Here is a 22609-nt window from a genome sequence, read left to right as displayed (position 1 = left end):
CTCGGCGCGCTCCCGCAGGCATTGGGGCAAAAGTAAAGGCCGCCCGAAGGCGGCCTTTTGCATGTTTGTTGGGCTTGGCTTAGATGCCTTCGCCCACAAAGGCTTTTTCCACCACGAATTCGCGCGGCTCGGAATTGGCGCCTTCGCGCAGGCCGTAGCTTTCAAGCACCTTCATCACATCGACGTTGAAGGCGAGCGAGCCGCAGACCATCGCGCGGTCGGTTTCCGGGTTCATCGGCGCAAGGCCTAGGTCTTCGAACACTTTGCCCGAGGCAAGGTTGTCAGTGATCCGGCCCATGTGATGGAAGTCTTCGCGCGTTGTGGTCGGGTAGTATTTCAGCTTGCCCTCGACCATTTCGCCAATCAGCGGGTCATTTTGCAGCCCTTCCACCAATTCGCGGCCGTATTCCAGTTCGGCCACGGTGCGGCAGGTGTGCATCATGATGACTTCGTCGAATTTTTCATAGGCTTCGGGCTCGCGCATCAGCGAGGCGAAAGGCGCGATCCCGGTGCCGGTGGCAAGGAACCACAAACGCTTGCCGGGCAACAGCGCATCGATCACCAGCGTGCCCACGGGTTTGGGGCGCAAAATGATCTGATCGCCGGGCTGGATATGTTGCAGCCGCGAGGTGAGCGGGCCGTCTTGCACCTTGATCGAGTAGAATTCGAGTTCTTCATCCCACGCGGGCGAGGCGATCGAATAGGCGCGCATGATCGGCTTGTCGTTGTCATCGAGAAGCCCGATCATCACGAATTCCCCCGAGCGGAAGCGCAGGCTTTGCGGGCGCGTCACGCGGAAGGAAAACAGCGTATCGGTCCAATGCTTGACCGCGGTCACGGTCTGGGCATCGGGAAGAATCTTGGCGGGCGCAATGGGGGAAGTCACGTTCACGGTCGTCTCGTCTTTCGGGGCCCAAGGGCCAGTGAACAGTCACCGACGGGCGGCAGGCAGAAGGCTGCAGACCACGGGTCGGAAAGAAACATGTCTTGCGGATATCATAATTCCGCGGGCCATGCCATCTTTGCGGCAATGGCCCGCGAAGGGGGCAAAGTCAAGCGAGCAGGCTGTCGCAACCCTTATATCCAAGGCGTTTGCGGTAGTCATGGGCTTGCCAATCGGCCCGCGCGCGCCAATCTGCTTCGCTTTGCCGCGCCGCGATTTCTGCGGGAATCTCGACTTCGTCAAAGCCCGCGCGGCGCGCCATCGCATATTGATCGGCAATCAGCGGACCGCGGGCGCGCAGCCGCCCGGTGTAGCCTGCGGTTCGCACAAGGCGGCCCAGTGTGAAGCCCCGCCCATCGGCAAAGCTGTCAAATCGCACCGCAACCAGCCCGGCATTGGCCACCAAGGCGGCAATCTCTTCGGGGGCGGTGGTGGGCGCAAGCTCCACCGCCAGACCGTCGAAATCCTCGGCATGGAAGCCGTCGTCACGCACCAGAACGCTCATGCCACTTTCTCCGAATTTCCGGGGCGCACGATGCGCCCATTGACGAAATGGATGCCGCATTCGGTCTTTTCCTGACCCCGCCAGCGGCCCGCGCGCGGATCTTCGCCCGCCGCAACCGGCGAGGTGCAGGGCGCACAGCCAATCGAGGGGTAGCCGCGCGCCACCAGCGGGTGACGCGGCAGATCATAGCGGTCCATATAGGCGGCGATTTCGGTCCGGCCCCAATGGGCCAGCGGGTTGATCTTCATCCGCGTTGCGGTTTCCACCTCGAAATGGTCCAGATCGGCGCGGGTCTGGCCTTGGTAGCGCTTGCGCCCGGTCAGCCAGCCATCGAACTCTGCCAAGGCGGCCTCAAGCGGCGCGGTTTTGCGCAGCGCGCAGCAGGCATCGGGGTTGGTTTCATGCAATGTGCCATCGGGGTCTTGGGCCGCCAGATCCGTTTTGCTGGCGCGGATCACGCGCACATCGCGCAGGCCCAGTTGATCTGCCACTTCGCGCTGATAGGCCAGCGTTTCCTCAAACAGCATCAGCGTATCGACGAACAACACCGGCGTTTGCGGCGCGACCGTGGCCACCATGTGCAAAAGCACCACCGATTCCGCCCCGAACGAAGACACCAGCGCCACCCGCCCGGTATCGGGGTCGGCCAAGGTCGCATCCACCAGCGCCGCCGGATCATGGCTGCGGTAGCGGTGGTTCAACCCCGCCACCCGTTGCGAAAGCTCAAGCCGCATCGCTCACCTCTGCATATAGGGCCGCACGGAAGGGCGCGAGCCCCAACCGCCGCACGGCTTCCAGAAAGGTTTCCTCTGCCCCGTTGCGCAGTTCCAGATAGGCGCGCAACAGTCGCTCTAGGGCCGGAACAACCGCCTCATAGGCAAAGCCCGGCCCCATCTTCTCGCCAATCGCAGCCGGGTGGGTGCTGTCGCCCTCATGGCCGCCAATGGTGATTTGGTAGTTTTCTGCGCCTGCACGGTCAAGCCCGAGGATGCCGATATGGCCCAGATGGTGATGGCCGCACGCATTGATGCAGCCCGAGATTTTCAGGTTCAGCGCGCCGATTTCATCTTCCAGACCAATGGTTTGGAAATGCTGCGCAATCTCTTGCGCCAGCGGGATCGAGCGGGCCGTGGCCAGCGCGCAGTAATCCATGCCGGGGCAGGCGATGATATCGCTTAGCTTGCCCATATTGGCCGCCGCCAGCCCCGCGCGCAAAAGCGCGGCATGAACGGCAGGCAGGTCTTCGCGCGCCACATGCGGCAGCACCACGTTTTGGCTATGGGTGATGCGCAGCTCATTATAGCCATAGCGCGCCGCAATATCGGCCAGCGCGCGCATCTGATCGGCCGAGGCATCGCCCGGCTCTTCGCCCGCGACTTTCAGCGCGACCGTCACGCTGGCATGATCGGCGCGTTTGTGCGCGCTGACCGCTTGCGCCGCCCAAGCCGCGTAAAGCGGGTCCACCTTGCGGGTGGTGGCGTCATATTCGGCCATGTTCTCGCGCAGATCGGGCAGGGTGAATTGCGCTGCGATCTCGGCCAGAAGCTGTTGATCCTCGCCGGTATAGGCGGGGCGGATGCGGGCGAACTGGTCCTCGACCGCTTGGCGGAAGGTGTCGATCCCGTGTTCGAACACGGTGATCTTGATGCGCGCCTTATATTTGTTGTCGCGCCGCCCGGCGAGGTTATAGGCCGACAGAATGGCCTCCAGATAGGGCAGGAGCTCCGCTGAGGGGAGGAAGGGACGAAGCTCCTGCGCGAGCATCGGCGTGCGGCCCAATCCGCCGCCCACCAACACTCGAAAGCCGATCTCGCCGCCCTGTTCGACCAGTTGCAGCCCCACGTCATGGGCGGCAATCGCGGCACGGTCGTCCGGGCTGCCGGTGATGGCGATTTTGAATTTGCGCGGCAAAAACTGGAATTCGGCGTGATCGGTGGACCATTGCCGGATCAGTTCTGCATAGGGGCGCGGATCGGCGATTTCATCCGCCGCCGCCCCGGCCAAGGCATCGGTGGTGGTGTTGCGGATGCAATTGCCCGAGGTCTGGATCGCATGCAGCCCGACCGTTTCCATATGATCGAGGATGTCGGGAATATCGGTCAGCGCGACCCAGTTGAACTGGATGTTCTGGCGCGTGGTGAAATGGCCATAGCCCCGGTCCCAGCGTTCCGCCACCTCGGCCAGAACGCGCATCTGATCGGCGGACAGTGTGCCATAGGGAATGGCGGCGCGCAGCATATAGGCGTGCAATTGCAGATAGACGCCGTTCATCAGCCGCAGCGGTTTGAACTCGTCTTCGGTCAGGCTGCCCGACAGGCGCCGTTCCACCTGCGCGCGGAATTGCGTGTTGCGGTTGCGCAAGAAGGCTTGGTCGAATGCGTTATGCTGATACATGACGGGCCTCCGGGGTGGAGCGTTGTTTCGTGGGCTGGATCGAGGGGCCTTGCGCGCGGAACCGCTCGCGCAGCGCCACAGGCACCGGTCCTTCTGGCCCTTGCGTGACATCAACGAGATAGGCACCGACCACGACAGTGGCATGACCGATGGCGTCCAGCAGATGCAGTTGCGCCTCGGCCTCATCGGTGATGACTTCGGCTTGGGTGATATAGCGGCTCCAGCCGCCGGTCGCAGTGCGGTAGACGGTATGTCCGGCCCGCAGATCATTGGCCGAGATGACTTTGGCCTTGGGGTGGCTCATTGTGCGGCCTCCAGAATGTTTGCGGTTTGTGCGGCGCGGGGGGCAAGCCCCCACAAGATCACGGCGGGGCCATCCAGTTGCGCGGCAAGCGCGGGCAGATCGGCCAAGGTGCCGGTCAGGCGCCGTTCGGTGCTGCGCGAGGCATTCTCGACCAGCGTGACCGGGGTGGTGGCCGCGGCGCCATGCATCATCAAGCGGCCCTGAATGAAGCGCGCGGCCTTCTTGCCCATATAGATCGCGGCAATGCTGCCCGGGCGCGCGAGGCTGGCCCAATCGGCTTCGGCAAACCCTTCGGCACCATGGCCGGTCAGCAGGCGAAAGTCACGGTTGCGCCCGCGCTCGGTCAGGCTTTGGTGCATGCCCGCAGCGGCGGCGGCGGCGGCGGTGATGCCGGGCAGAACCGTGTAGGCGATGCCCGCAGCATCCAGCGCATCCAGTTCTTCGCCCAGCCGCCCGAAAAGGCCCGGATCGCCAGATTTCAGCCGCAACACATTGCGCCCCGACAGCGCGAATTCGACCATCATCGCTTCGATCTGCGCTTGCGGCATCGACGGGCCAAAGCCTTCCTTGCCGGTTTCGATCACCGTCGCTTGCGGCCCGGCCAGCGCCAGCACCTCGGCGGATACCAGCTTGTCATGCAAAACCACATCGGCGGTTTCGAGCGCGCGCGCGACAGCCAACGTCAGATGGCCCACCGCGCCCGGCCCGGCGCCGGCAAGGGTGACATGTCCGAAGGGAAGGGGATGTGTCATGGCGGTCTCCTTTGGGTGGAATATAGGAAATTTTCCCGGTCGGCCGCCAGTGGCTCTTGCGAATAAGGAACTTTGTTTCGTATCTCTGCGCAGGGGGAAGCAGTTTCCCCGGATGCGGGAGTTTTGACGAATGGTGGTCCGGCTAGACGAGATGGATCGGAAGATCTTGTTTCAGCTTCAGGAAGATGCGAGCCAATCGCTCGATGAAATCGCGCGCAAGGTGGGCTCATCGAAGACGCCGGTCTGGAACCGGATTCGCAAGATGAAGGATCTGGGCGTGATCGGGCGGCAAACGGTCTTGCTGGATGCCGAGGCCTTGGGGTTAGAGGCGTGTTTCTTTGTGTTGATCCGCACCTCGGAACATGAGGCAGAATGGCAAAACAAATTCCTTGCCACGCTGCGCGCGCGCCCCGAAGTGCTGGAGGCGCATCGGCTCGCGGGCGAGATCGATTATATCTTGAAAGTACGGGTCAAAAACGCGCGCGCCTACGACATCTTTTATCAGGCGCTGATTTCCGAAGTGAAAATCTACAATGTCACCGCGCTTTTGAGCATGGAAGAGATCAAATCGACCACGATCTTGCCGGTGTAAAACCGCGCGCTGCGCTGGGGCATAGCAAAAGGCGCCCGCGCGGAGCGCCCTTCCCGTCTTAGACTTTGTTGAAATATCCCGGGGGTTTGGGGGCAGCGCCCCCATCGCCCCCTTAGGCCGCGTCAAGTGCGGCCAGGATCGCGCCGAAATCGGCGGCTTTCAGGCTTGCGCCGCCCACCAACGCACCATCGACATTCGAGGTGGCAAAGATTTCGGTTGCGTTCGAAGGTTTGACCGAGCCGCCGTAAAGCAGCCGGATGCCCTCGGCCTCGGCGCCAAAGCGGGCCACCAGTTCGGCGCGCATGAAATCATGCACTTCGGCAATCTGCTCCAGCGTCGGCGTGCGCCCGGTGCCAATCGCCCAAACGGGTTCATAAGCGATGACGGTATTGGCCGCCGTCGCGCCTTCGGGCACCGACGTATGAAGCTGCTTGCCCACGACCTCAAGCGTGTCGCCCGCGTCGCGTTGCGCCTCGGTCTCGCCCACGCAGATCACCGCCGTCAGGCCCGCGGCTTTCGCGGCTTCGGCTTTCGCACAGACCATCGCGCTGCTTTCATCGTGATCCGCGCGGCGTTCGGAATGGCCCAAGATCACGTAAGACGCCCCGCAATCTTTCAACATCTCGGCGGCGACATCGCCAGTATGCGCGCCCGATTGCTTCATATGGCAATCTTGGCCGCCGACCGCGATCTTGCCGCCCGCAACATCGGCCATCGCCGCCACCAGCGTGGCGGGCGGGCACAGCAACACTTCGGATTTCGGGTCAGGATGGGCCGCGATCAGCGCCGTCACCTCGCCAAGGCTCGCCTTGGTGCCGTTCATCTTCCAGTTGCCCGCGGCCAATTTTCTGCGCATGCGCCCCTCCTTTGGTCAAATCCACGGCAGATTAGGCGGCTGGCGCGCGTGCGCAAGCGGTAAAACGCGCGGGTGAGGGCTGCGCGGGGCTTACCCCTCGGCGGGGTCGCGGAACTTGACGGATTCACCGCAGCCGCAACTGTCGACCACATTGGGGTTGCGGAATTTGAAGCCTGTTTCAAGCAGGCCCTCTTCATAGTCGATTTCCGTGCCCAGCAAGAACATCTGCGCCAGCGGCGCGATCAGCACCTTGGCGGGGCCCGCTTCGACCACGATATCCATCGGGTCCGCCTCGGCGGCGACTTCCATCGTATATTCCATACCCGCGCAGCCGCCCTTTTTTACACCGATGCGAAAGCCTGCCGCGCCCTCGCGTTCCATCAGCGCGGCGATTTGGGCGATCGCGGCGGGGGTAAGGCTCACAGGCGCTTGGCCGGGACTGGCGAACATTGGGGGGCTCCCTGCACAAAAGGGGTTTTCTCAAACATAGGTTTTGCGAAGCGCGCCCGCAAGGCGCGCCCCGCAGATCGGCTTAGCCAAGGGTGGGGTAATCGGTGTAGCCCTCGGCCCCGCCGCCATAGAAAAGCTCTGCCTTGGGGGGATTAAGCGGGGCATCGCGTTCCAGCCGCGCGGGCAGATCGGGGTTGGCGATGAAGGCTTTGCCAAAGGCCACGGCGGTCGCGGCACCGCTGGACACCGCATCCAGCGCCATTTCGCGGCTATAGCCGTTGTTGGCGATATAGGGCGCGGCGACCAGCGCGCGCAGCATTTCCAGCTCGCCTTCGGGCCAGTCGCGCGGCCCGCCGGTTTGGCCCTCGACCATATGCACAAAAGCCAGCGGGCGATCATTCAACTGCCCGATGGCATGGCCGAACAGCTCACGCGTATGGCTGTCGATCCCGACATTATTGGCGTTGGAATAGGGCGAAAGCCGCACGCCCACGCGCCCCGGCCCCCACACACCGATCAGCGCATCAATCGCGCCCAGCAAGAACCGGCAGCGGTTGGCGATGGAGCCCCCCCAGTCATCGGTGCGGGTGTTCGACGTGTCACGCAGGAATTGATCGATCAGATAGCCGTTGGCGGCATGCAATTCGACCCCGTCAAAGCCCGCTTGCTTGGCCAGTTGCGCAGCATGGGCGTAATCGAGAAAGGTCCGCTCAATGTCGTCGGCGCTCATTTCGCGCGGCATCGCGGTTTCAACAAAGTCGGTGCCGTCAAAGGTTTTCGCCGCTGCCGAAAGCGCCGAGGGCGCGACAGGCGTGGCCCCGTCGATCACGCTGGGATGCGACACCCGGCCCACATGCCAAAGCTGGATCACGATTTTGCCGCCCGCGTCATGCACGGCTTGCGTGACCTTGGCCCAGCCCTCGGCCTGTTCTTCGCTGTGAATGCCCGGTGTCCAAGCATAGCCTTGCGCCACCGGCGAGATTTGCGCCCCCTCGGTCACGATCAACCCGGCATGGGCGCGCTGGCGGTAGTAGTCCACCATCAGATCGGTTGGCACACGATCGGGCGCGCGGTTGCGCGTCAGCGGGGCCATCACAAGGCGGTTGGCAATGGAAATCTCGCCCAGATGTCCGGGCGAAAACAGCGTGTCGGTCATAAAACCCTCGTCATACAGCGGTTTCTTCGGCCTTTAGGGTAGGGGCGCGCGCCGCTGCGACAAGGGCAAAGCTTACATGAAGCCCAGTTCGAGCCGTGCCTCTTCGGACATCATATCCATGCCCCATGCCGGATCGAAGGTCATCTCGATCTCACAGCGTTGCACGCCCTCGATGGCCTCGACCGCATCCGAAACCCATTGCGGCATCTCGCCTGCCACGGGGCAGCCCGGCGCGGTCAGCGTCATGATGATATTCACCACCCCGTCATCGCCGATCTTGATCGTGTAGATCAGACCCAGATCGTAGATATTGACCGGAATTTCCGGGTCATAAACAGAACGGCAGGCATCCACCACCGCATCGTAAAGCGGGTGGTCGAGGTCAGAAGGGGCAATCAGCGGCGTGCCCTCTGGGAGCGGTTGCGCATCGGTCGTCATCGGTCATCCCTGCAAAATCCAAGAATTTATATAAGGTATCAGGGGCGAAGGTAAAGCCCGTCAAAGGCCGCAAGGGCGGGGAATGCCCATAGCGTGCCAACTGCGCGGCGCTGACGGGGCGGTTTGCGGGGTTTCTGGGCAAACGATGTGCCCCGAAGTCGCCGCGACAGCGCCGCGCAGACGAAAGATGCCGCGTGGTCTATTTGGGCAAGATCGCCATCGGCGTGGCCTTCATCGCCGCGGCGAGCGAGGCAAAGCGCGCCTCGGCCACCTCGCCAAACAGGCTGGCACCGCGCTTGGTCAGGCGCAATTCGATGCTGTTGGTCTTGTCATTATAGCTAAGTATCCCCGCATCGCCCGGATCGTGGATCGCAAACATCGCACCAAAGCGCATTGCCTTGCCCAGAATTTCCGCCTCGCGCAATTGTTCGGGGCCAAGCAGATCAAAGAGCGGGGCGAACCGGCTGCCGGAACGGGAATTCTTGTAGCGGTGCAAAAGGGCGACGCCCAAAAAAACCCGCTCCGGATGGCTGAGCGCGGCCATATTGGCGCGGGTGACATTGTCGAAACAGGCTTCGGCGCGGTAGTCGGGATGGGTGCGCCATGTCGTGTCATGCAACAAACAGGCGGCGCGCATCAGCCGGTAGCGCGCCGGGCTGATCTCGCCAAAAAGCGGCTCGATGAAGGCATGCAGCTTCTTGCCAAAGCCCGGAATGCGAGATTGATTGCGTTCGGCATGGCGACAGGCTTCAATCAGCGGATCGCGCGCGCGCAGCTTGTCGGGCATCTGCTCATACAAAAGCCCCTCGCGGATGCCGTAAGAGGAAACGTCGATTTCCTTGGGCTGGAAAGTCTCGATCAATTCGCGCAACACCAGCGAGGCCAGCGGCACCAATTCCATCCGCGCCTGCGAGGTGCCGGTTTTCGACCGCAGATCGCCCACATCCTGCTTGCCGATCCAATCCAGCGTTTTCAGCAGGCTTTCGGGCTCCATCCGGTATTCATGCAACACCAAAAGCGGGTATTTGTTGCGCTCCATATCCAGCCGGGCGATGGCGCGCCACGAGCCACCCACAAGGTAAAGACGGTCATGATCGGTGCCGACCTTGGTGGCCAGCCGTTCGATATGGGCGCGAATATGGGCCAGTTGCTCTTTCTTGCCGCCCTCGATCTGTTGCAGCCGGAACGGCCCGAGCGGGGAGGTGTCGCGCTTGCCGACCTTGCGCCCGCCCAGCACCGCCAATTCCATCGAATTGCCGCCGATGTCCGAAATGAGACCCTGCGCGTCGGGCCAACCCAAAAGCACACCTTGGGCCGACAGCCGCGCCTCTTCGGTGCCATCGATCACATGCAGCCGCAGCCCGGTTTCGGTTTCCACTTGGCGCTGAAATTCGGGGCCGTCCTTGGCATCGCGCACCGCCGCCGTGGCCACGCAGGTCAGCGGCCCGATATCCATGCCCTTGGCCAGTGCCGAAAAGCGTTTGAGCGCGGTCAGCGCCCGGACCCGCCCCTTGGGGTGCAGCATCCCGGTTTCGGTCAGCCCCTTGCCAAGCCCCGCCATGACCTTTTCGTTGAAGAAATAGGCCGGGCTGCGGGCCGCGCCGTCGAACACCACCATCCGCACAGAGTTGGAGCCGACATCCACCACCCCCACGCGCGATACAGCGCGGGCGGATGGATCATCGAAAAGCGGTTTCCCGAAAGCGTCCCAATCGTCGCCGTCTTCGTGGGCGGAAACGGTTTTTGCGGTCATCGGGCAGCCTTCCGAGTCAGTCGTCCAAGAGCGACCTCACGCTATCCTGTCTTCGGGCCCATGGGCAAGCACCGGCACGTCCTTTGCGCCCGCCGTGCCACGCCCCGAGAGCGAAGGGTTGTCCATGAAGAACTTGTGGCACGAAAATAGGTCTTTGCCTTCGGGCAGGGCGCGGATGAAACGCCCATCCGGGCCCAACACCCAACTTTGTGCGGTATCGGCCATGTTCGCCGCCATGATCTGGCCGACGATCTGCGCCTTGACGGTGTCGTTCTTGGCCTCGACCAGCGTTTCCACGCGTCGGGTGAGGTTGCGCCCCATCAAATCGGCCGAGGAAAAGAACACCCGTGCCTCGTCCGAGGGCAGCCCCCCGCCATTGCCAAAGCACATGATGCGCGAATGTTCCAAGAACCGTCCGACGATGGATTTGACGCGGATATTTTCGCTAAGCCCCTTGATACCGGGGCGCACGCCGCAAATGCCGCGCACCACCAGCGAGATTTTTACCCCGGCTTGGCTGGCGGCATAAAGCGCATCGATCACATCGGAATCGATCAGTGCATTGACCTTGATCCAGATTTCCGCCGGACGCCCGGCGCGGGCATGATCGGCCTCGGCGGCGATCAGTTCCAAAAGCCGCGGCTTGAGCGACGAGGGCGAGATGGCAAGGTTTTCAAGTCCTTCGGGGTGCACATAGCCGGACAGGAAATTGAAGACCTTGGTGGCATCGCGGCCAAGGTTCGCATCACAGGTGAAAAAGCTCAGATCGGTGTAAATCCGCGCCGTGATCGGGTGATAGTTGCCGGTGCCGTAATGGGTATAGGTCACCAGACTATTGCCTTCGCGGCGCACCACGGTCGAAATTTTAGCATGCGTTTTCAGATGCATGAAGCCGTAAACGACATGCGCGCCCGACCGTTCCAGCCGCCGCGACTGGCGGATGTTGGCGGCCTCGTCAAAGCGCGCTTTCAATTCGACCAGCGCGGTGACCGATTTGCCGTTTTCCGCCGCCTCGCACAGGGCATCCACAACCGGGCTATCCTTCGATGTGCGGTAAAGCGTTTGTTTGATCGCCAAGACATTGGGATCGTTCGCCGCCTGATTGAGAAAGCGGATCACCATGTCAAAGGTTTCATAGGGATGGTGCAGCAGCATGTCCTTTTGCCGAATGGCCGAGAACATATCGCCATCATGGTCTTGCACGCGCTCGGGCACGCGCGGCACGAAGGGTGTCCACAAAAGATCGGGGCGGCTGTCGATCACCAGTTCCTTGAGATCGGCAATCCCCAAAAGGCCCTTCACCTCGACCACTTCGTCTTGCGCGACGTGCAATTCTTCCATGATCAGGCGGCGCAGCGCATTGGGGGCCCCGGTGGTGATTTTCAGCCGGATCACCTGTCCGCGGCGGCGCCGTTTCAGTGCGGTTTCAAATTCGCGCACAAGGTCTTCGGCCTCGTCTTCGACCTCCAGATCGCTGTCGCGCAGCACCCGAAACGCGCAATGCCCTGTTTCGGTATAGCGCGGGAACAGCATATCGAGATGCAGCAAAAGCAGCTCTTCCAGCGGCAAGAAGCGCGCCTCGCCCGGCAGGCGCACGAACCGATCAATCTGCTGCGGGATCGGCAAGAGCGCCTGCATCCGGCGTTTGTCGGCGGTGCGTTCAAGCTCCAGCGCAAGGCAGAAGCCGGTGTTCGGGATGAAGGGAAACGGGTGCGCCGGGTCAATCGCCAGCGGTGACAGCACCGGGAACACATTGGCCAGAAAATACTCGGCCAAGAACTTGCGATCCGTCGCCGTGATCTTGGAGCGGGTCAGCAGGTGAATGCCTGCCTCTTCCATCTCGCGGCGCAAAGTGTTCCATGTGCTTTGCTGGGTTTCCATCAGCGCGCGGGCATCGGCATTGATCAGCGCAAGCTGTTCGGCAGGGGTCAGCCCGTCATCCGAAGGCACGGCATTGCGTTCGCGCACCAATTCCATCAGGCCCGCGACGCGCACGGTGTAAAATTCATCAAGGTTGGTGGCCGAGATCGACAAGAAGCGCAGCCGCTCCAAAAGCGGCACACGCAGGTTTGCCGCCTCTTCCAGCACACGCCAGTTGAAGGCCAGCCAGCTCAGCTCGCGGTTGAAGAAGCGCTTCGGCCCGGTCAGGTCTTCCTCGGGAAGCTCATGCGGGACGGGGAAGGGGGCGGTGAGAAAATCGGCCTGTGTCATGGGGGGCTTATGCGAGGAAATTGCGACGGTTGAGTGACAGTGTAGGGGGGCTTAACGCAGGCTGTCCAGCACCTCGCCAGCCATGGTGCGGGTAATGGGTTTGCGTTCGGCCAGCGCGCGGGCATCCAGCGCGGCCACCAGCGCGCGCGCCGTGCCCAAAGATCGCTCCATCCGGGGCACCAGCCAACTGACCAAGGTGGGCGGCACGATCAATTGCCGGTCGGCAAAAAGCTTGCCCAGCACCGCGCCCAAAAGCGCATCATCGGGCGGCGCAATATGCACCGCCGTTGTGGCCTCCAACCGGCTTTTCAGATCCGGCAGGCGCATCTGCCAATCGCGCGGCGGGCAATCGGCGGTGAACAGCAACAGCCCGCCCTCTGCCGCGATCAGATTGACCAGATGAAAGGCGGCCTCCTCGGCCTCGGGGGCGCCGCCCAGATGCTGCGCATCTTCAATCACCACCGCGCCGGTGGCGGCCAGACGCTCGGCCGCAGCATCGGTCAGCGCGCGCGCGTCGAACAGTTCCGCATTGCGTTCCTCGGCCCAGATCGCGGCCAGATGGGTTTTGCCAGCCCCTTCGGGCCCGATCAAAAGCATCCGGCCTGCGGCCCATGTGTCGGGCGTATCCAGCGCGGCCAGCGCCAGCGCATTGGCCGGGGCGACGAAGAAATCCTCGCGGCCCCGGGCGTGACGCACCGGCAGATCGAACGCCATCTGCCGTCCCATATCAGCGCTCTTTCTTTTCGCCGTCGGTCGGGCCGGGCGCGTCCGACAGGGAGGGGTCATGCAAGGTCGCGGGCGTTGACGATTGCTGCCATTCCAATCCGCGATAAAGCCGCCCCTCGCGGTAATGGTCGAGCGCGAAGCGCACCAAGACGCCGATCATCGCCGCCACCGGCACCGCCACCAACATGCCGACAAAGCCAAACAGCGTGCCAAAAGCCGACAGTGCAAAAATCAGCCAAAGCGGGTGCAGCCCAACCGAACTGCCCACCAGACGCGGGGTGATGATATTGCCTTCCAGAAACTGGCCCACGGCAAAGATGCCCGCCACGATCCCGATTGCGAACCACTCCCCCCAGAACTGGTAAAGCGCAAGGCCAATCGCCAAAACGCCGCCCACCAGCGCGCCGACATAGGGGATGAAGGTCAGCATCCCCGCCACCGCGCCCGCCAACAGGCCGAAATTCAGCCCCGCCGCCATCAGCGCGACGCCGTAAAAGGTGGCCAAGATCAAACAAACCGAAAGCTGGCCGCGCACGAAGCCCGACAGCACCCGGTCGATTTCGCGGGCCAGATGGCGGATCGTCGGGGCGTGATCGCGCGGCAAAAGCGCGTCGATCTTGGCGACCATGTGATCCCAGTCGAGCAACATGTAAAACGCCACCACCGGCACAACGATGATGAAGACCAGCGCATTGACCACGCCCATGGCCGAAGACAGCAGCGTTTGCGCCAGCTCCGCCCCGCGCGCCTTGATCGCTTCGCCAACGCCCGCCAAAGCCTCGTTTACCGCCGAGCCCGGCTCCATCAACGAGGGGAAGGTCGAGGTTAGGAAGGCTTGCAGCCGTTGCGCAATGGCGGGGGCGGTTTCCACCAGATCGCTAAGCTGGCGCACCAGCGTCGGCACGATGGCAAGCCCAATCACCACAAAGGCCGTGGTGGCGATAAAGGCAATGGTCGCCGTGGCCACCGCGCGGCTTGCGCCCGCCCGTTCAAGCCGGTCGGCCAAAGGGTCAAGGAAATAGGCAATCGCCCCGCCCACCAAGAAAGGCAAGATAACATCGCCGAGCCCCCAAAGGGTCAGCACCAGCACCGCCAAACCGGCGCCCCAATAGGTCATCTGTTGCCGCACCGGCAGTGCCATGAACTTCTCCGCGCAATCCTTTGAGCAAGATTGCGTTTTTACGACTGTGTTTCAAGCGTTCTCGCAGATGCAGCGACGATGTGACGGTTTTGTGACGGACGGCCTGGCGGCCGCCGGGCCGGTTGTCAGACCTCGACCTCGGGGGCGATGGTCATTTCCGCCTGTTTGGGGCCGGGGTAACGGAACACGATCCGGCACAGCGGCGGCGGCGACATGCGTTCCAGCACGCGGAACTTGACCGCGAATCCCTCGGCTTCAAGATGGGCCAGCACTTCGGCGCCCGCCTCGGGCGGCCCGCCAATCTGGCGCAACTCTACCATGCGCACCCCACGCAGGTGGTGGCGCATCAACGCGTGATCGGCCTCGGTCAGAAAAACGCCGGGCATGGGAAGGGCAAAGCTCTCGGTCATGTCCCAAGCATGACGTGCCACACTCCGGGTGCAAGCGCTAAAATGCGCGCAGGGTTTCACAATGCGCGGCGCTTTGCCGAAACCGGGGGCTTAACCGGCGCAGCCTTGCCGATCCGGCGGCCGGGCCGGATCGGGATTGCATGTCGCGCTGTCATTACTCTGCCAGTTCGGGCACACGGACCTGTTTTAGCTGGCCGCGAAAGCGCGCCTCGCCAATGCGGAAGCTGCCATGGCCGTTCCAATTGGCATCGACGGTGAATTCCCCGAAAAAGGGGATCAGCGCGGCGCGTTCTTGCGGGCCATGGGCGGTGATGACGACTTGGCCTTGCAACTCGCCCAAAAGGCCTAAGGCCCCGCGTTCCGGCGATAATTCCATCACGCCCTTGGCATGGCCATTAAGCTCTTGCAGCGCATCGACCCGCGGGCGCATCAGCCCATGCAAGCTGGCATCCAGCATCCGGGTTTCAGGATTGACGGCCAGTTCAAGCGACAGGGTCGCGGCCCCAACTCGGGCGGTTTCGAAATCCAGTCGGACGATATAGAGACCTTGGGGCATGGGGTGACCTTTCTTGGCGCGGTAAGGGCGGGACTCGGGAAAAGCGCGGACCAGACAGCCGGTCCGGCGGGGCTTACGCACGTTGAGCCGATGGATGCGCAGGAAGGCCAGCGCCGCACACCCGGTGGCAGGGCAGCGGCAAGGACGCAGGCAAGCGGCGAAACGCCGCACAACTATAGGGTGAGTCGCGCAAATCACCTAGCGGTTTTGGCGGGGCGGGTTCGCGTGGCCATCTTGCCCCGCGCCCCGGTTTCCGCTAGCCCCATTGGCAAAGAAATTCCCGAAACACTGCCAGAGGCCCGCCCATGCGCCTGTCCCGCTACTTCCTCCCCGTTCTCAAGGAAAACCCCGCCGAGGCGCAGATTGTCAGCCACCGGCTGATGCTGCGTGCTGGCATGATCAAGCAGCAGGCGGCGGGGATTTATTCTTGGCTGCCCTTGGGCTTCAAAGTGCTCAAACGCATTGAGCAGATCGTGCATGAAGAGCAAATTCGCGCCGGTCACATTCCGCTGTTGATGCCGACGCTGCAACCGGCGGATTTGTGGCGCGAGTCGGGCCGCTATGACGATTACGGCCAAGAGATGCTGCGCATCAAAGACCGCCATGATCGCGATATGCTTTATGGGCCCACCAACGAAGAGATGATCACCGACATCTTCCGCGCCCATGTCAGTTCCTACAAAGAGCTGCCGCTGACACTTTACCACATTCAGTGGAAATTCCGCGACGAGGTGCGCCCGCGCTTTGGCGTGATGCGCGGCCGCGAATTCTATATGAAAGACGGCTACAGCTTCGATTTGACCCGCGAAGATGCACTGCATGCCTACAACCGCCATATGGTCAGCTACCTGCGCACCTATGAGCGGATGGGTCTGACCGCGATCCCGATGCGGGCGGCCTCGGGCCCGATTGGCGGCGACAACACCCATGAATTCTTGGTGCTGGCCCAAACCGGCGAAAGCGAAGTTTTCTACGATGCGAAAGTGCCGGAACTGAAACTGGGCGACCGCGAAGTGGATTACGATGACCGCGATGCGGTGGCGGCGATCTGCGACGAGTTCACCACGCTTTACGCCCGCACCGATGAAACCCATGACGAAGCCGTCTTTAACGAGATCCCGGAAGAGCGTCGCTGCGTGGGCCGTGGCATTGAAGTGGGCCAAATCTTCTACTTCGGCACCAAATATTCCGAAGCGATGGGCGCCACCGTCTCCACCCCAGATGGCACCCGCGTGCCGGTGGAAATGGGCTCGCACGGGATTGGCGTGTCGCGTCTGCTTGGCGCGCTGATCGAGGCGAACCACGACGACAAAGGCATCATCTGGCCCGAGGGCGTGACGCCGTTCCATTGCGGGATCGTCAACCTCAAACAAGGCGATGCGGCGACCGACAGCGCCTGTAATGCGCTTTACAAAGCCCTGACCGAAAACGGGCTGGAGCCGCTTTATGATGACCGCGAAGAACGCGCGGGGGCGAAATTCGCGACGATGGACCTGATTGGCCTGCCGTGGCGCATCACCGTCGGCCCGCGCGGGTTGGGCAATGGGGTGGTGGAACTCACCTCGCGCCGCACCGGCGAAAGCGAGGAAATGGCGCCCGAGGCGGCGGTGGCGCGCATCGTCGAGATTTACGCCAACCACTAAGCATACCGCGAAGCGGGCAGGGGGCGCTGCCCCCCCCCCCGCCTTTCAGGCGCCCCCCGGGATATTTGGGCAAAGTCGACACAAGGCGCCGCCTGCCTTTTCGACTTTGTGCAAATATCCCGGGGGTGAATTTTCCGCAGGAAAAGAGGGGGCAGCGCCCCCCCCATGCGCCGCCTGCGCCCCTTCGTCCGCGCGGCAGTTCTTGACAGTTTCTCTCTATCGGCGCATAGCGGCACCACTACATAACCCGCAACCGGGCGTTCCGTGGGCGCCAAACCGACGAGGAGGACTGCATGTCCCAGGTCACTCTTTCCTTTCCCGATGGCAGTAAACGCGATTATCCCGCCGGTGTGACGGCGGCGGACGTGGCCGCCTCGATCTCTAAATCGCTCGCAAAAGCCGCGATTTCGGCGCAACTCGATGATGCGCATTGGGATTTGCAATGGCCGATCACCCGCGATGCGCGCATTTCCATCAATACGATGAAGGACCCGGTGCCGGCGCTTGAGCTTATCCGCCACGATCTGGCGCATATCATGGCGCGCGCGGTGCAAGAGATTTGGCCCGATGTGAAAGTGACCATCGGCCCGGTGCGGGATGCGGGCTGGTTTTACGACTTCGACCGCGAAGAGCCGTTCACCCCCGAAGATCTGGGCGAGATCGAAGCGCGGATGAAGAAAATCATCAATGCGCGCGAGCCGGTGAAAACCGAAGTCTGGTCGCGCGACGCGGCGCTCAAGCATTACGAAGAAACGAACGAGCCCTATAAGGTCGAACTGGTCAACCGCATTCCCGAAGACCAAGACATCCGCATGTATTGGCACGGCGATTGGCAAGACCTGTGCCGCGGCCCGCATCTGCAACATACCGGGCAGGTGCCCGCAGATGCATTTAAGCTGACCCATGTGGCAGGCGCTTACTGGCTGGGCGACAGCACCCGCCCGATGCTGCAACGGATTTATGGCATTGCCTTCCGTTCGCGCGATGACCTCAAAGCCCATATGACGATGCTGGAAGAGGCCGCGAAACGCGACCACCGCAAGCTGGGCAAAGAGATGGACCTCTTCCATATGCAAGAAGAGGCGCCGGGGCAGATTTTCTGGCACCCCAATGGCTGGACGATCTATACCCAGCTGCAAGATTACATGCGCCGCCGCCAGCGGGCGGACGGCTATGTCGAGGTGAACACGCCGCAAGTGGTGAACCGCAAGCTTTGGGAAGCCTCGGGCCACTGGGAAAACTACCGCGAGAATATGTTCATCGTCGAAGTGGACGAAGAAGGCGCGCGCGAAAAAACCATTAACGCGCTCAAACCGATGAACTGCCCCTGCCATGTGCAAATCTTCAACCACGGGCTCAAATCCTACCGCGACTTACCGCTGCGGATGGCGGAATTTGGCTCTTGCGCACGCTATGAACCCTCGGGCGCGCTGCATGGCATCATGCGGGTGCGCGGCTTTACCCAAGATGACGCGCATATTTTCTGCACCGAAGATCAGATCGAGGCGGAAACAAAGAAATTCATCGACTTCTTGGCGGCGGTCTATGCGGATTTGGGCTTTGATCAGTGGCGGATCAAACTGTCCACCCGGCCCGAAAAGCGCATCGGCACCGAAGAAAGCTGGGATCATGCCGAGGCAGCACTGGCCAATGCGGTGACGGCGGCAGGCCATGACTATGAAATCTTCCCCGGTGAGGGGGCGTTCTACGGGCCGAAGCTGGAATTCGTGCTGACCGATGCGATTGGGCGCGATTGGCAATGCGGCACGCTGCAAGTGGACCCGAACCTGCCGGAACGCTTGGATGCGCATTATATCGGTGCCGATGGCGCCAAGCACCGCCCCATCATGTTGCATCGCGCCTGTCTGGGCAGTTTTGAGCGCTTCATCGGCATCTTGATCGAAAGCCATGCCGGGAAACTGCCGCTGTGGCTGGCCCCGCGTCAGGTGGTGGTGGCCTCGATCGTGTCGGAGGCCGATGACTATGTCGAGGAAGTCGCCGCCCAACTGATCGCCGCCGGGATTCGCGCGGAATGCGATACCCGCAATGAAAAGATCAACTATAAGGTGCGCGAGCACAGCCTTGGCAAAGTCCCCTATATCTTCGCCATCGGCATGAAAGAGGTGGAAAACCGCACTGTTTCGGTGCGCCGTCTGGGCGATAACAAGACCCAGACCGTCGCCTTGGATCAGATCGTGGCGGAGCTGACCGCCGAGGCGACGCCGCCCGATTTGAGCTAAAAAAAGGCGGTAAAATTTTTTGCGACGGCGCGGCATCTGTAAGCCGCGCCGTTTTTTTGAACGCTTGATTATTTCAGGGCAGAGCCGAACCTTGCGCTTGCGCAAATGTTGTGCAGTCCGGCCTGATTTCGCGCTGTCCCTCCTGTAAAACAAGACAAACCGGGCAAATTGACGCGGGGTCTTGAACTGCCAGCCTGCGGCGCTTTGACCGTTGCTTTTTGAGGTGCGTGTGGCACGCTTCCCCTTGCGTGGGCAAACTCTTTCTACCGCTCCCTCTTGGGGCAGCCGGGGAATTGAAAGTCAGGGCTGCACGTCTCGCGGCAATGAAGCCGCGGGATTACTACGAGGAGAGAACTATGGCTACCGGAACCGTCAAATGGTTCAACACCACCAAGGGCTACGGCTTTATCGCCCCCGATGATGGTGGCAAGGACGTTTTCGTCCATATCTCGGCAGTTGAACGCGCCGGGCTGAAGTCGCTGAGCGACAACCAGAAGATCAGCTATGAACTGATCTCGGGCCGCGATGGCCGCTCGTCGGCCGGTGAGCTGAAACTGCTCTGAACGGCGGGTAGTGTCGTCGAAGGCCCGCGGCGCCCACGCGGGCTCTTCTTTTAGCTATTCGTTTGTTCCTTTTTGAGGCTGGCCGGTGCCCTGCTGGCCAGCCTCATTCTTTCAATCTTCCAGATCGCCCGGGCTTAGCCCCAGCGCGCGCGCCAAGACGGAGATTTCCTCGGCGCTAAGGGGATGTCTGCGCGCCTCGGCGGCGGTGATCGTCACCGCTGAAACCCCAGAAATTTCGGCCAGATCTTGCACGCTGAACCGCGCCGCACGGCGCCATGCCATCAAGGGAGAGGCCCCTGCATTCAGCCAGGCCACCTGCGTCCAGTAATCCGGTTCTACCGCGGTTCGTTCTACCCGTTCGGGCAGGCGCGCTTGCAAAGCGGTCATCGTGCCTCCTGCACGTCCCCGGCTTGGTGCAGGGATCATGCCTCTGATCATGCCTCTTGCGGACTATGATAGAGTTAAGACAGTCCCGAAATTTGTTGGAATCGCGGCGTTTTCAGGGTTAACGCCCCATTTTAGTCCGTTCGTTTATGCAAAGCGCCTATGCGCTGCGCAATTGCGTGGCCTGTGCGTCCTTCGTCCAGCCCAGCGTCAGCCCATTGCCGCGAATGACCGGGCGTTTCATCAATGTCGGATGGGCGGCAATCAGATCGGCGACGGGCAAGGCGCGCTCTTCTTCGGACAGTTTGCGCCACGTCATCGAGGCACGATTCACAAGCTTGTCGCCAAAGGCCGCCTCGAATTCTGCAATCTCTTCCGCGCTGAGGGGCTCTTTGCGCACATCGCGCAAGACCGGGTCTTTGCCGGCCTCATGCAGCGCGGCCAGCGCCTTTTGCACGGTGCCGCAGGTCTTGATGCCGTAAACGATCATGTCGCCTCCACCAATTGTCCGTCGTCCAGCCGCAAAACACGGTCCATCCGTGCGGCAAGTTCAAGGTTATGCGTCGCAATAAGCGCCGAAAGCCCGGTGGCGCGGACTAGTTCCATCAGCGCATCAAAGACCGTGTCGGATGTCGCTGGGTCAAGGTTGCCCGTCGGCTCGTCCGCCAGCAAAAGGGCAGGGGCATTGGCTAGCGCTCGGCAAAAGGCCACCCGCTGTTGTTCGCCGCCCGACATTTCGGAGGGCCGATGCCCGGCGCGTTCGGCCAGTCCCACGCGGGCCAGCAAGTCGCGCGCCCGCGCCTCGGCCGCCTTGCGGGGGGTAGCATTGGCAAGTTGTGGCAGCACGATGTTTTCCAGCGCGGTGAATTCGGGCAGCAGATGGTGGAATTGATAAACAAAGCCAAGCGCTTGCCGCCGCGCTGCCGTGCGTGCACCGTCTTTTGCCCCGGTCATATCTTTGCCGTTCAACATCACGCGGCCCGCATCGGGCGTGTCCAAAAGCCCGGCAATATGCAAAAGCGTGGATTTCCCGGCACCAGAGGGCGCCACCAGCGCCACCACCTGCCCGCGCGGGATCACCAAAGATGCCCCCCGCAGCACGATGATTTCATTCGGCTTACCGCGATGATAGCCCTTTTCCAGACCGTCGAGCCGCAACACCTCATTCATAGCGCAGCGCCTCCACCGGGTTCATGCGTGCGGCGCGGCGCGCCGGGAAAATGGTCACGATGAAGCTTAGCCCCAGCGCGAGCCCGACCGCACGGGCGACATCATAGGCTTGCAGCTTGGCGGGCAGTTCATAAATGCCCCGGATCGACGGGTCCCACGCGCCGCCACCGCTGATCCAGTTTACCGCTGACATGATGCCGTCGATATTCAGCGCCAAAAGCACCCCTAGCCCGACGCCAAGCGCGGTGCCAATCACGCCCGTAAATGCGCCACACAGGAAAAAGACCCGCATCACCGCGCCCTCGGTCAGCCCCATGGTGCGCAAAATGCCAATGTCGCGGCCCTTGTTTTTGACCAGCATGATCAGGCCCGAGGTGATGTTCATTGTCGCGATCAAGACCAGCACCGACAAAATCACGAACATCACATTGTCTTCCATCGTCAGCGCGCGCAAAAAGCTGCTTGACGCATCGCGCCAACTCCACAGCATTGTGCCTGCGCCCCCCGCTTGAAGCAGCGCCAAGGTGTATTCATCGACCTGTTCAGGGTCTTTCACCATCACCTCGATTTCATCGGCGCCGCCTTCGCGGTTGAAATAGCTTTGCGCCTCGGCAAAGGGCATGTAGATCCGCGTGCGGTCGATGTCCCAGCGCCCGGCGGTGAAAATATAGACCACCTCATAGGCATTGACGCGCGGGCTGGTCCCGAAGGGCGTTTTTACACCATTGGGCGAAATTAGCTTGACCTTGTCTCCCAAGGTCACCCCCAATTCGCGCGCCAGCTCAGAGCCCATGGCGATGCCTTGGCCAAAGCTTTCCAGATCGCCCACCGCCTGCGGCGATTGCGCGACGCGGGGAATGGTTTCAAGATTTTCGCGCGTGATCCCATAGACTTCGGCGACATTCGCCCGCTCGCCCCAGGTTGCCATGACTTGGCCGCGAATAAGCGGCGCGGCGCGGGTGACGCCGGGAATGGCGGCAATCTTTTCGGCACGTTCGGCATAGTCGGCCATCAGGTTGGAATAGATGCCGGTGCCGGGTTCGACCTCCATCTGCGCGGAATACACCGTCACATGGGCATTCGAGCCCAAGATCGTATCGACAAATTCGGCCCGAAAGCCCGCGCGCACGGCCAGCGTGATGATCAGCGCGGCAACGCCCAGCATGATCCCGATGAGGGAAATCCATGTCATCACCGACACGCCGCCCTCGGCGCGGCGCGCGCGCAAATAGCGCCAGGCAATCAGGAATTCAAAGCCGGAAAACGGCGCGGTACTCTTGGCCATGTAGGGCGCTCCCAAAGGTGGGCGCAAGCTGGCCCGGGGGCGGGTAAAGGTCAAGGGCGGTGGTGGTGTGCCCCGATAAAACCGGCGCGAGCGGGGTAAAGCAGGGCAGGGCACGCGGCCCCCCCTCCGCACGCAGA

General features: G+C 62.1%; 24 protein-coding genes. 4 read left to right on the top strand and 20 right to left on the bottom strand.

Annotated features, from left to right (window positions below; translation table 11 throughout):
• Positions 1 to 79: 79 nt before the first annotated feature.
• From CKO11_RS07135 to cobA, 6 genes are all read right to left on the bottom strand, one after another.
• A complete protein-coding gene (locus CKO11_RS07135; protein ID WP_223635560.1) occupies positions 80 to 886 on the bottom strand; it encodes a ferredoxin--NADP reductase in 807 nt (268 codons plus the stop codon).
• A 166-nt stretch (positions 887 to 1052) separates the two neighbouring features.
• Entirely contained in the window at positions 1053 to 1448 is a 396-nt protein-coding gene (locus tag CKO11_RS07130) for a DUF934 domain-containing protein (RefSeq protein WP_223635297.1), read from the bottom strand.
• A complete protein-coding gene (locus CKO11_RS07125; protein WP_223635294.1) occupies positions 1445 to 2182 on the bottom strand; it encodes a phosphoadenylyl-sulfate reductase in 738 nt (245 codons plus the stop codon). Before CKO11_RS07125 ends, CKO11_RS07130 begins: the two co-directional genes overlap by 4 nt.
• The gene (locus CKO11_RS07120) at positions 2172 to 3842 is read right to left on the bottom strand and encodes a nitrite/sulfite reductase (RefSeq protein ID WP_223635290.1); all 1671 of its coding nucleotides are present in this window, start codon (positions 3840 to 3842) and stop codon (positions 2172 to 2174) included. Before CKO11_RS07120 ends, CKO11_RS07125 begins: the two co-directional genes overlap by 11 nt.
• Positions 3829 to 4146: a DUF2849 domain-containing protein gene (locus CKO11_RS07115; protein ID WP_223635271.1), complete on the bottom strand. Its 318-nt coding sequence runs from the start codon at positions 4144 to 4146 to the stop codon at positions 3829 to 3831. Before CKO11_RS07115 ends, CKO11_RS07120 begins: the two co-directional genes overlap by 14 nt.
• Positions 4143 to 4898 carry a uroporphyrinogen-III C-methyltransferase gene (gene cobA, locus CKO11_RS07110; protein WP_223635268.1) on the bottom strand — a complete coding sequence of 252 codons (756 nt, stop codon included), beginning with the start codon at positions 4896 to 4898 and terminating at the stop codon, positions 4143 to 4145. The genes CKO11_RS07115 and cobA overlap by 4 nt, the downstream gene beginning before the upstream one ends.
• Before the next feature lie 130 nt (positions 4899 to 5028).
• Here cobA and CKO11_RS07105 point away from each other — a divergent pair, with 130 nt between their 5' ends.
• Positions 5029 to 5490 (top strand): Lrp/AsnC family transcriptional regulator, encoded by a 462-nt coding sequence (locus CKO11_RS07105; protein WP_223635265.1) that lies wholly within the window; start codon positions 5029 to 5031, stop codon positions 5488 to 5490.
• A gap of 112 nt (positions 5491 to 5602) precedes the next feature.
• Here the strand turns inward: CKO11_RS07105 and tpiA are convergent, their stop codons facing one another.
• The 10 genes from tpiA to CKO11_RS07055 all read right to left on the bottom strand — a co-directional run bounded on the left by tpiA (position 5603) and on the right by CKO11_RS07055 (position 15187).
• Positions 5603 to 6346, bottom strand: a complete 744-nt coding sequence (tpiA, locus tag CKO11_RS07100; RefSeq protein ID WP_223635263.1) for a triose-phosphate isomerase — start codon at positions 6344 to 6346, stop codon at positions 5603 to 5605.
• 90 nt (positions 6347 to 6436) lie between these two features.
• Positions 6437 to 6796: a HesB/IscA family protein gene (locus tag CKO11_RS07095; protein ID WP_223635261.1), complete on the bottom strand. Its 360-nt coding sequence runs from the start codon at positions 6794 to 6796 to the stop codon at positions 6437 to 6439.
• 82 nt (positions 6797 to 6878) lie between these two features.
• Positions 6879 to 7952: an alkene reductase gene (locus CKO11_RS07090; RefSeq protein WP_223635258.1), complete on the bottom strand. Its 1074-nt coding sequence runs from the start codon at positions 7950 to 7952 to the stop codon at positions 6879 to 6881.
• 72 nt (positions 7953 to 8024) lie between these two features.
• Positions 8025 to 8390 (bottom strand): SUF system Fe-S cluster assembly protein, encoded by a 366-nt coding sequence (locus CKO11_RS07085; protein WP_223635254.1) that lies wholly within the window; start codon positions 8388 to 8390, stop codon positions 8025 to 8027.
• 199 nt (positions 8391 to 8589) lie between these two features.
• Complete coding sequence (locus CKO11_RS07080) at positions 8590 to 10143, bottom strand: Ppx/GppA family phosphatase (protein ID WP_223635251.1); 1554 nt, start codon at positions 10141 to 10143, stop codon at positions 8590 to 8592.
• Between the two features lie 36 nt (positions 10144 to 10179).
• Positions 10180 to 12354 carry an RNA degradosome polyphosphate kinase gene (locus CKO11_RS07075; RefSeq protein WP_223635248.1) on the bottom strand — a complete coding sequence of 725 codons (2175 nt, stop codon included), beginning with the start codon at positions 12352 to 12354 and terminating at the stop codon, positions 10180 to 10182.
• 51 nt (positions 12355 to 12405) lie between these two features.
• The gene (locus CKO11_RS07070; protein WP_223635245.1) at positions 12406 to 13080 is read right to left on the bottom strand and encodes a DnaA ATPase domain-containing protein; all 675 of its coding nucleotides are present in this window, start codon (positions 13078 to 13080) and stop codon (positions 12406 to 12408) included.
• 1 nt (position 13081) lies between these two features.
• Positions 13082 to 14221 (bottom strand): AI-2E family transporter, encoded by a 1140-nt coding sequence (locus CKO11_RS07065; protein WP_223635242.1) that lies wholly within the window; start codon positions 14219 to 14221, stop codon positions 13082 to 13084.
• A gap of 125 nt (positions 14222 to 14346) precedes the next feature.
• Positions 14347 to 14631, bottom strand: coding sequence for a hypothetical protein (locus tag CKO11_RS07060; protein ID WP_223635239.1), 285 nt, complete (start codon positions 14629 to 14631; stop codon positions 14347 to 14349).
• A gap of 154 nt (positions 14632 to 14785) precedes the next feature.
• Complete coding sequence (locus CKO11_RS07055; RefSeq protein WP_223635220.1) at positions 14786 to 15187, bottom strand: hypothetical protein; 402 nt, start codon at positions 15185 to 15187, stop codon at positions 14786 to 14788.
• Between the two features lie 305 nt (positions 15188 to 15492).
• On the opposite strand from CKO11_RS07055, the gene proS reads away from it, so the two are divergent.
• The 3 genes from proS to CKO11_RS07040 all read left to right on the top strand — a co-directional run bounded on the left by proS (position 15493) and on the right by CKO11_RS07040 (position 19633).
• Positions 15493 to 16830 (top strand): proline--tRNA ligase, encoded by a 1338-nt coding sequence (proS, locus tag CKO11_RS07050; RefSeq protein ID WP_223635216.1) that lies wholly within the window; start codon positions 15493 to 15495, stop codon positions 16828 to 16830.
• Between the two features lie 293 nt (positions 16831 to 17123).
• Positions 17124 to 19070, top strand: a complete 1947-nt coding sequence (gene thrS / locus CKO11_RS07045) for a threonine--tRNA ligase (protein ID WP_223635213.1) — start codon at positions 17124 to 17126, stop codon at positions 19068 to 19070.
• A gap of 356 nt (positions 19071 to 19426) precedes the next feature.
• Positions 19427 to 19633: a cold-shock protein gene (locus CKO11_RS07040; RefSeq protein ID WP_223635210.1), complete on the top strand. Its 207-nt coding sequence runs from the start codon at positions 19427 to 19429 to the stop codon at positions 19631 to 19633.
• 111 nt (positions 19634 to 19744) lie between these two features.
• On the opposite strand, the gene CKO11_RS07035 is transcribed toward CKO11_RS07040, so the two are convergent.
• The 4 genes from CKO11_RS07035 to CKO11_RS07020 form a co-directional block, all read right to left on the bottom strand.
• Positions 19745 to 20020 carry a helix-turn-helix domain-containing protein gene (locus tag CKO11_RS07035; RefSeq protein ID WP_223635207.1) on the bottom strand — a complete coding sequence of 92 codons (276 nt, stop codon included), beginning with the start codon at positions 20018 to 20020 and terminating at the stop codon, positions 19745 to 19747.
• 157 nt (positions 20021 to 20177) lie between these two features.
• Positions 20178 to 20507: an arsenate reductase family protein gene (locus CKO11_RS07030; protein ID WP_223635204.1), complete on the bottom strand. Its 330-nt coding sequence runs from the start codon at positions 20505 to 20507 to the stop codon at positions 20178 to 20180.
• Entirely contained in the window at positions 20504 to 21187 is a 684-nt protein-coding gene (locus tag CKO11_RS07025) for an ABC transporter ATP-binding protein (RefSeq protein ID WP_223635202.1), read from the bottom strand. Before CKO11_RS07025 ends, CKO11_RS07030 begins: the two co-directional genes overlap by 4 nt.
• Positions 21180 to 22472, bottom strand: a complete 1293-nt coding sequence (locus CKO11_RS07020) for a lipoprotein-releasing ABC transporter permease subunit (RefSeq protein ID WP_223635199.1) — start codon at positions 22470 to 22472, stop codon at positions 21180 to 21182. The genes CKO11_RS07025 and CKO11_RS07020 overlap by 8 nt, the downstream gene beginning before the upstream one ends.
• Positions 22473 to 22609 lie beyond the last annotated feature (137 nt).

It is taken from the genome of Rhodobacter sp. TJ_12, assembly GCF_020023995.1.
Classification (GTDB): Bacteria; Pseudomonadota; Alphaproteobacteria; order Rhodobacterales; family Rhodobacteraceae; genus Rhodobacter.
Note: the sequence above shows the minus strand (reverse complement) of the source record. Positions and strands in the feature narration are given on the sequence as shown.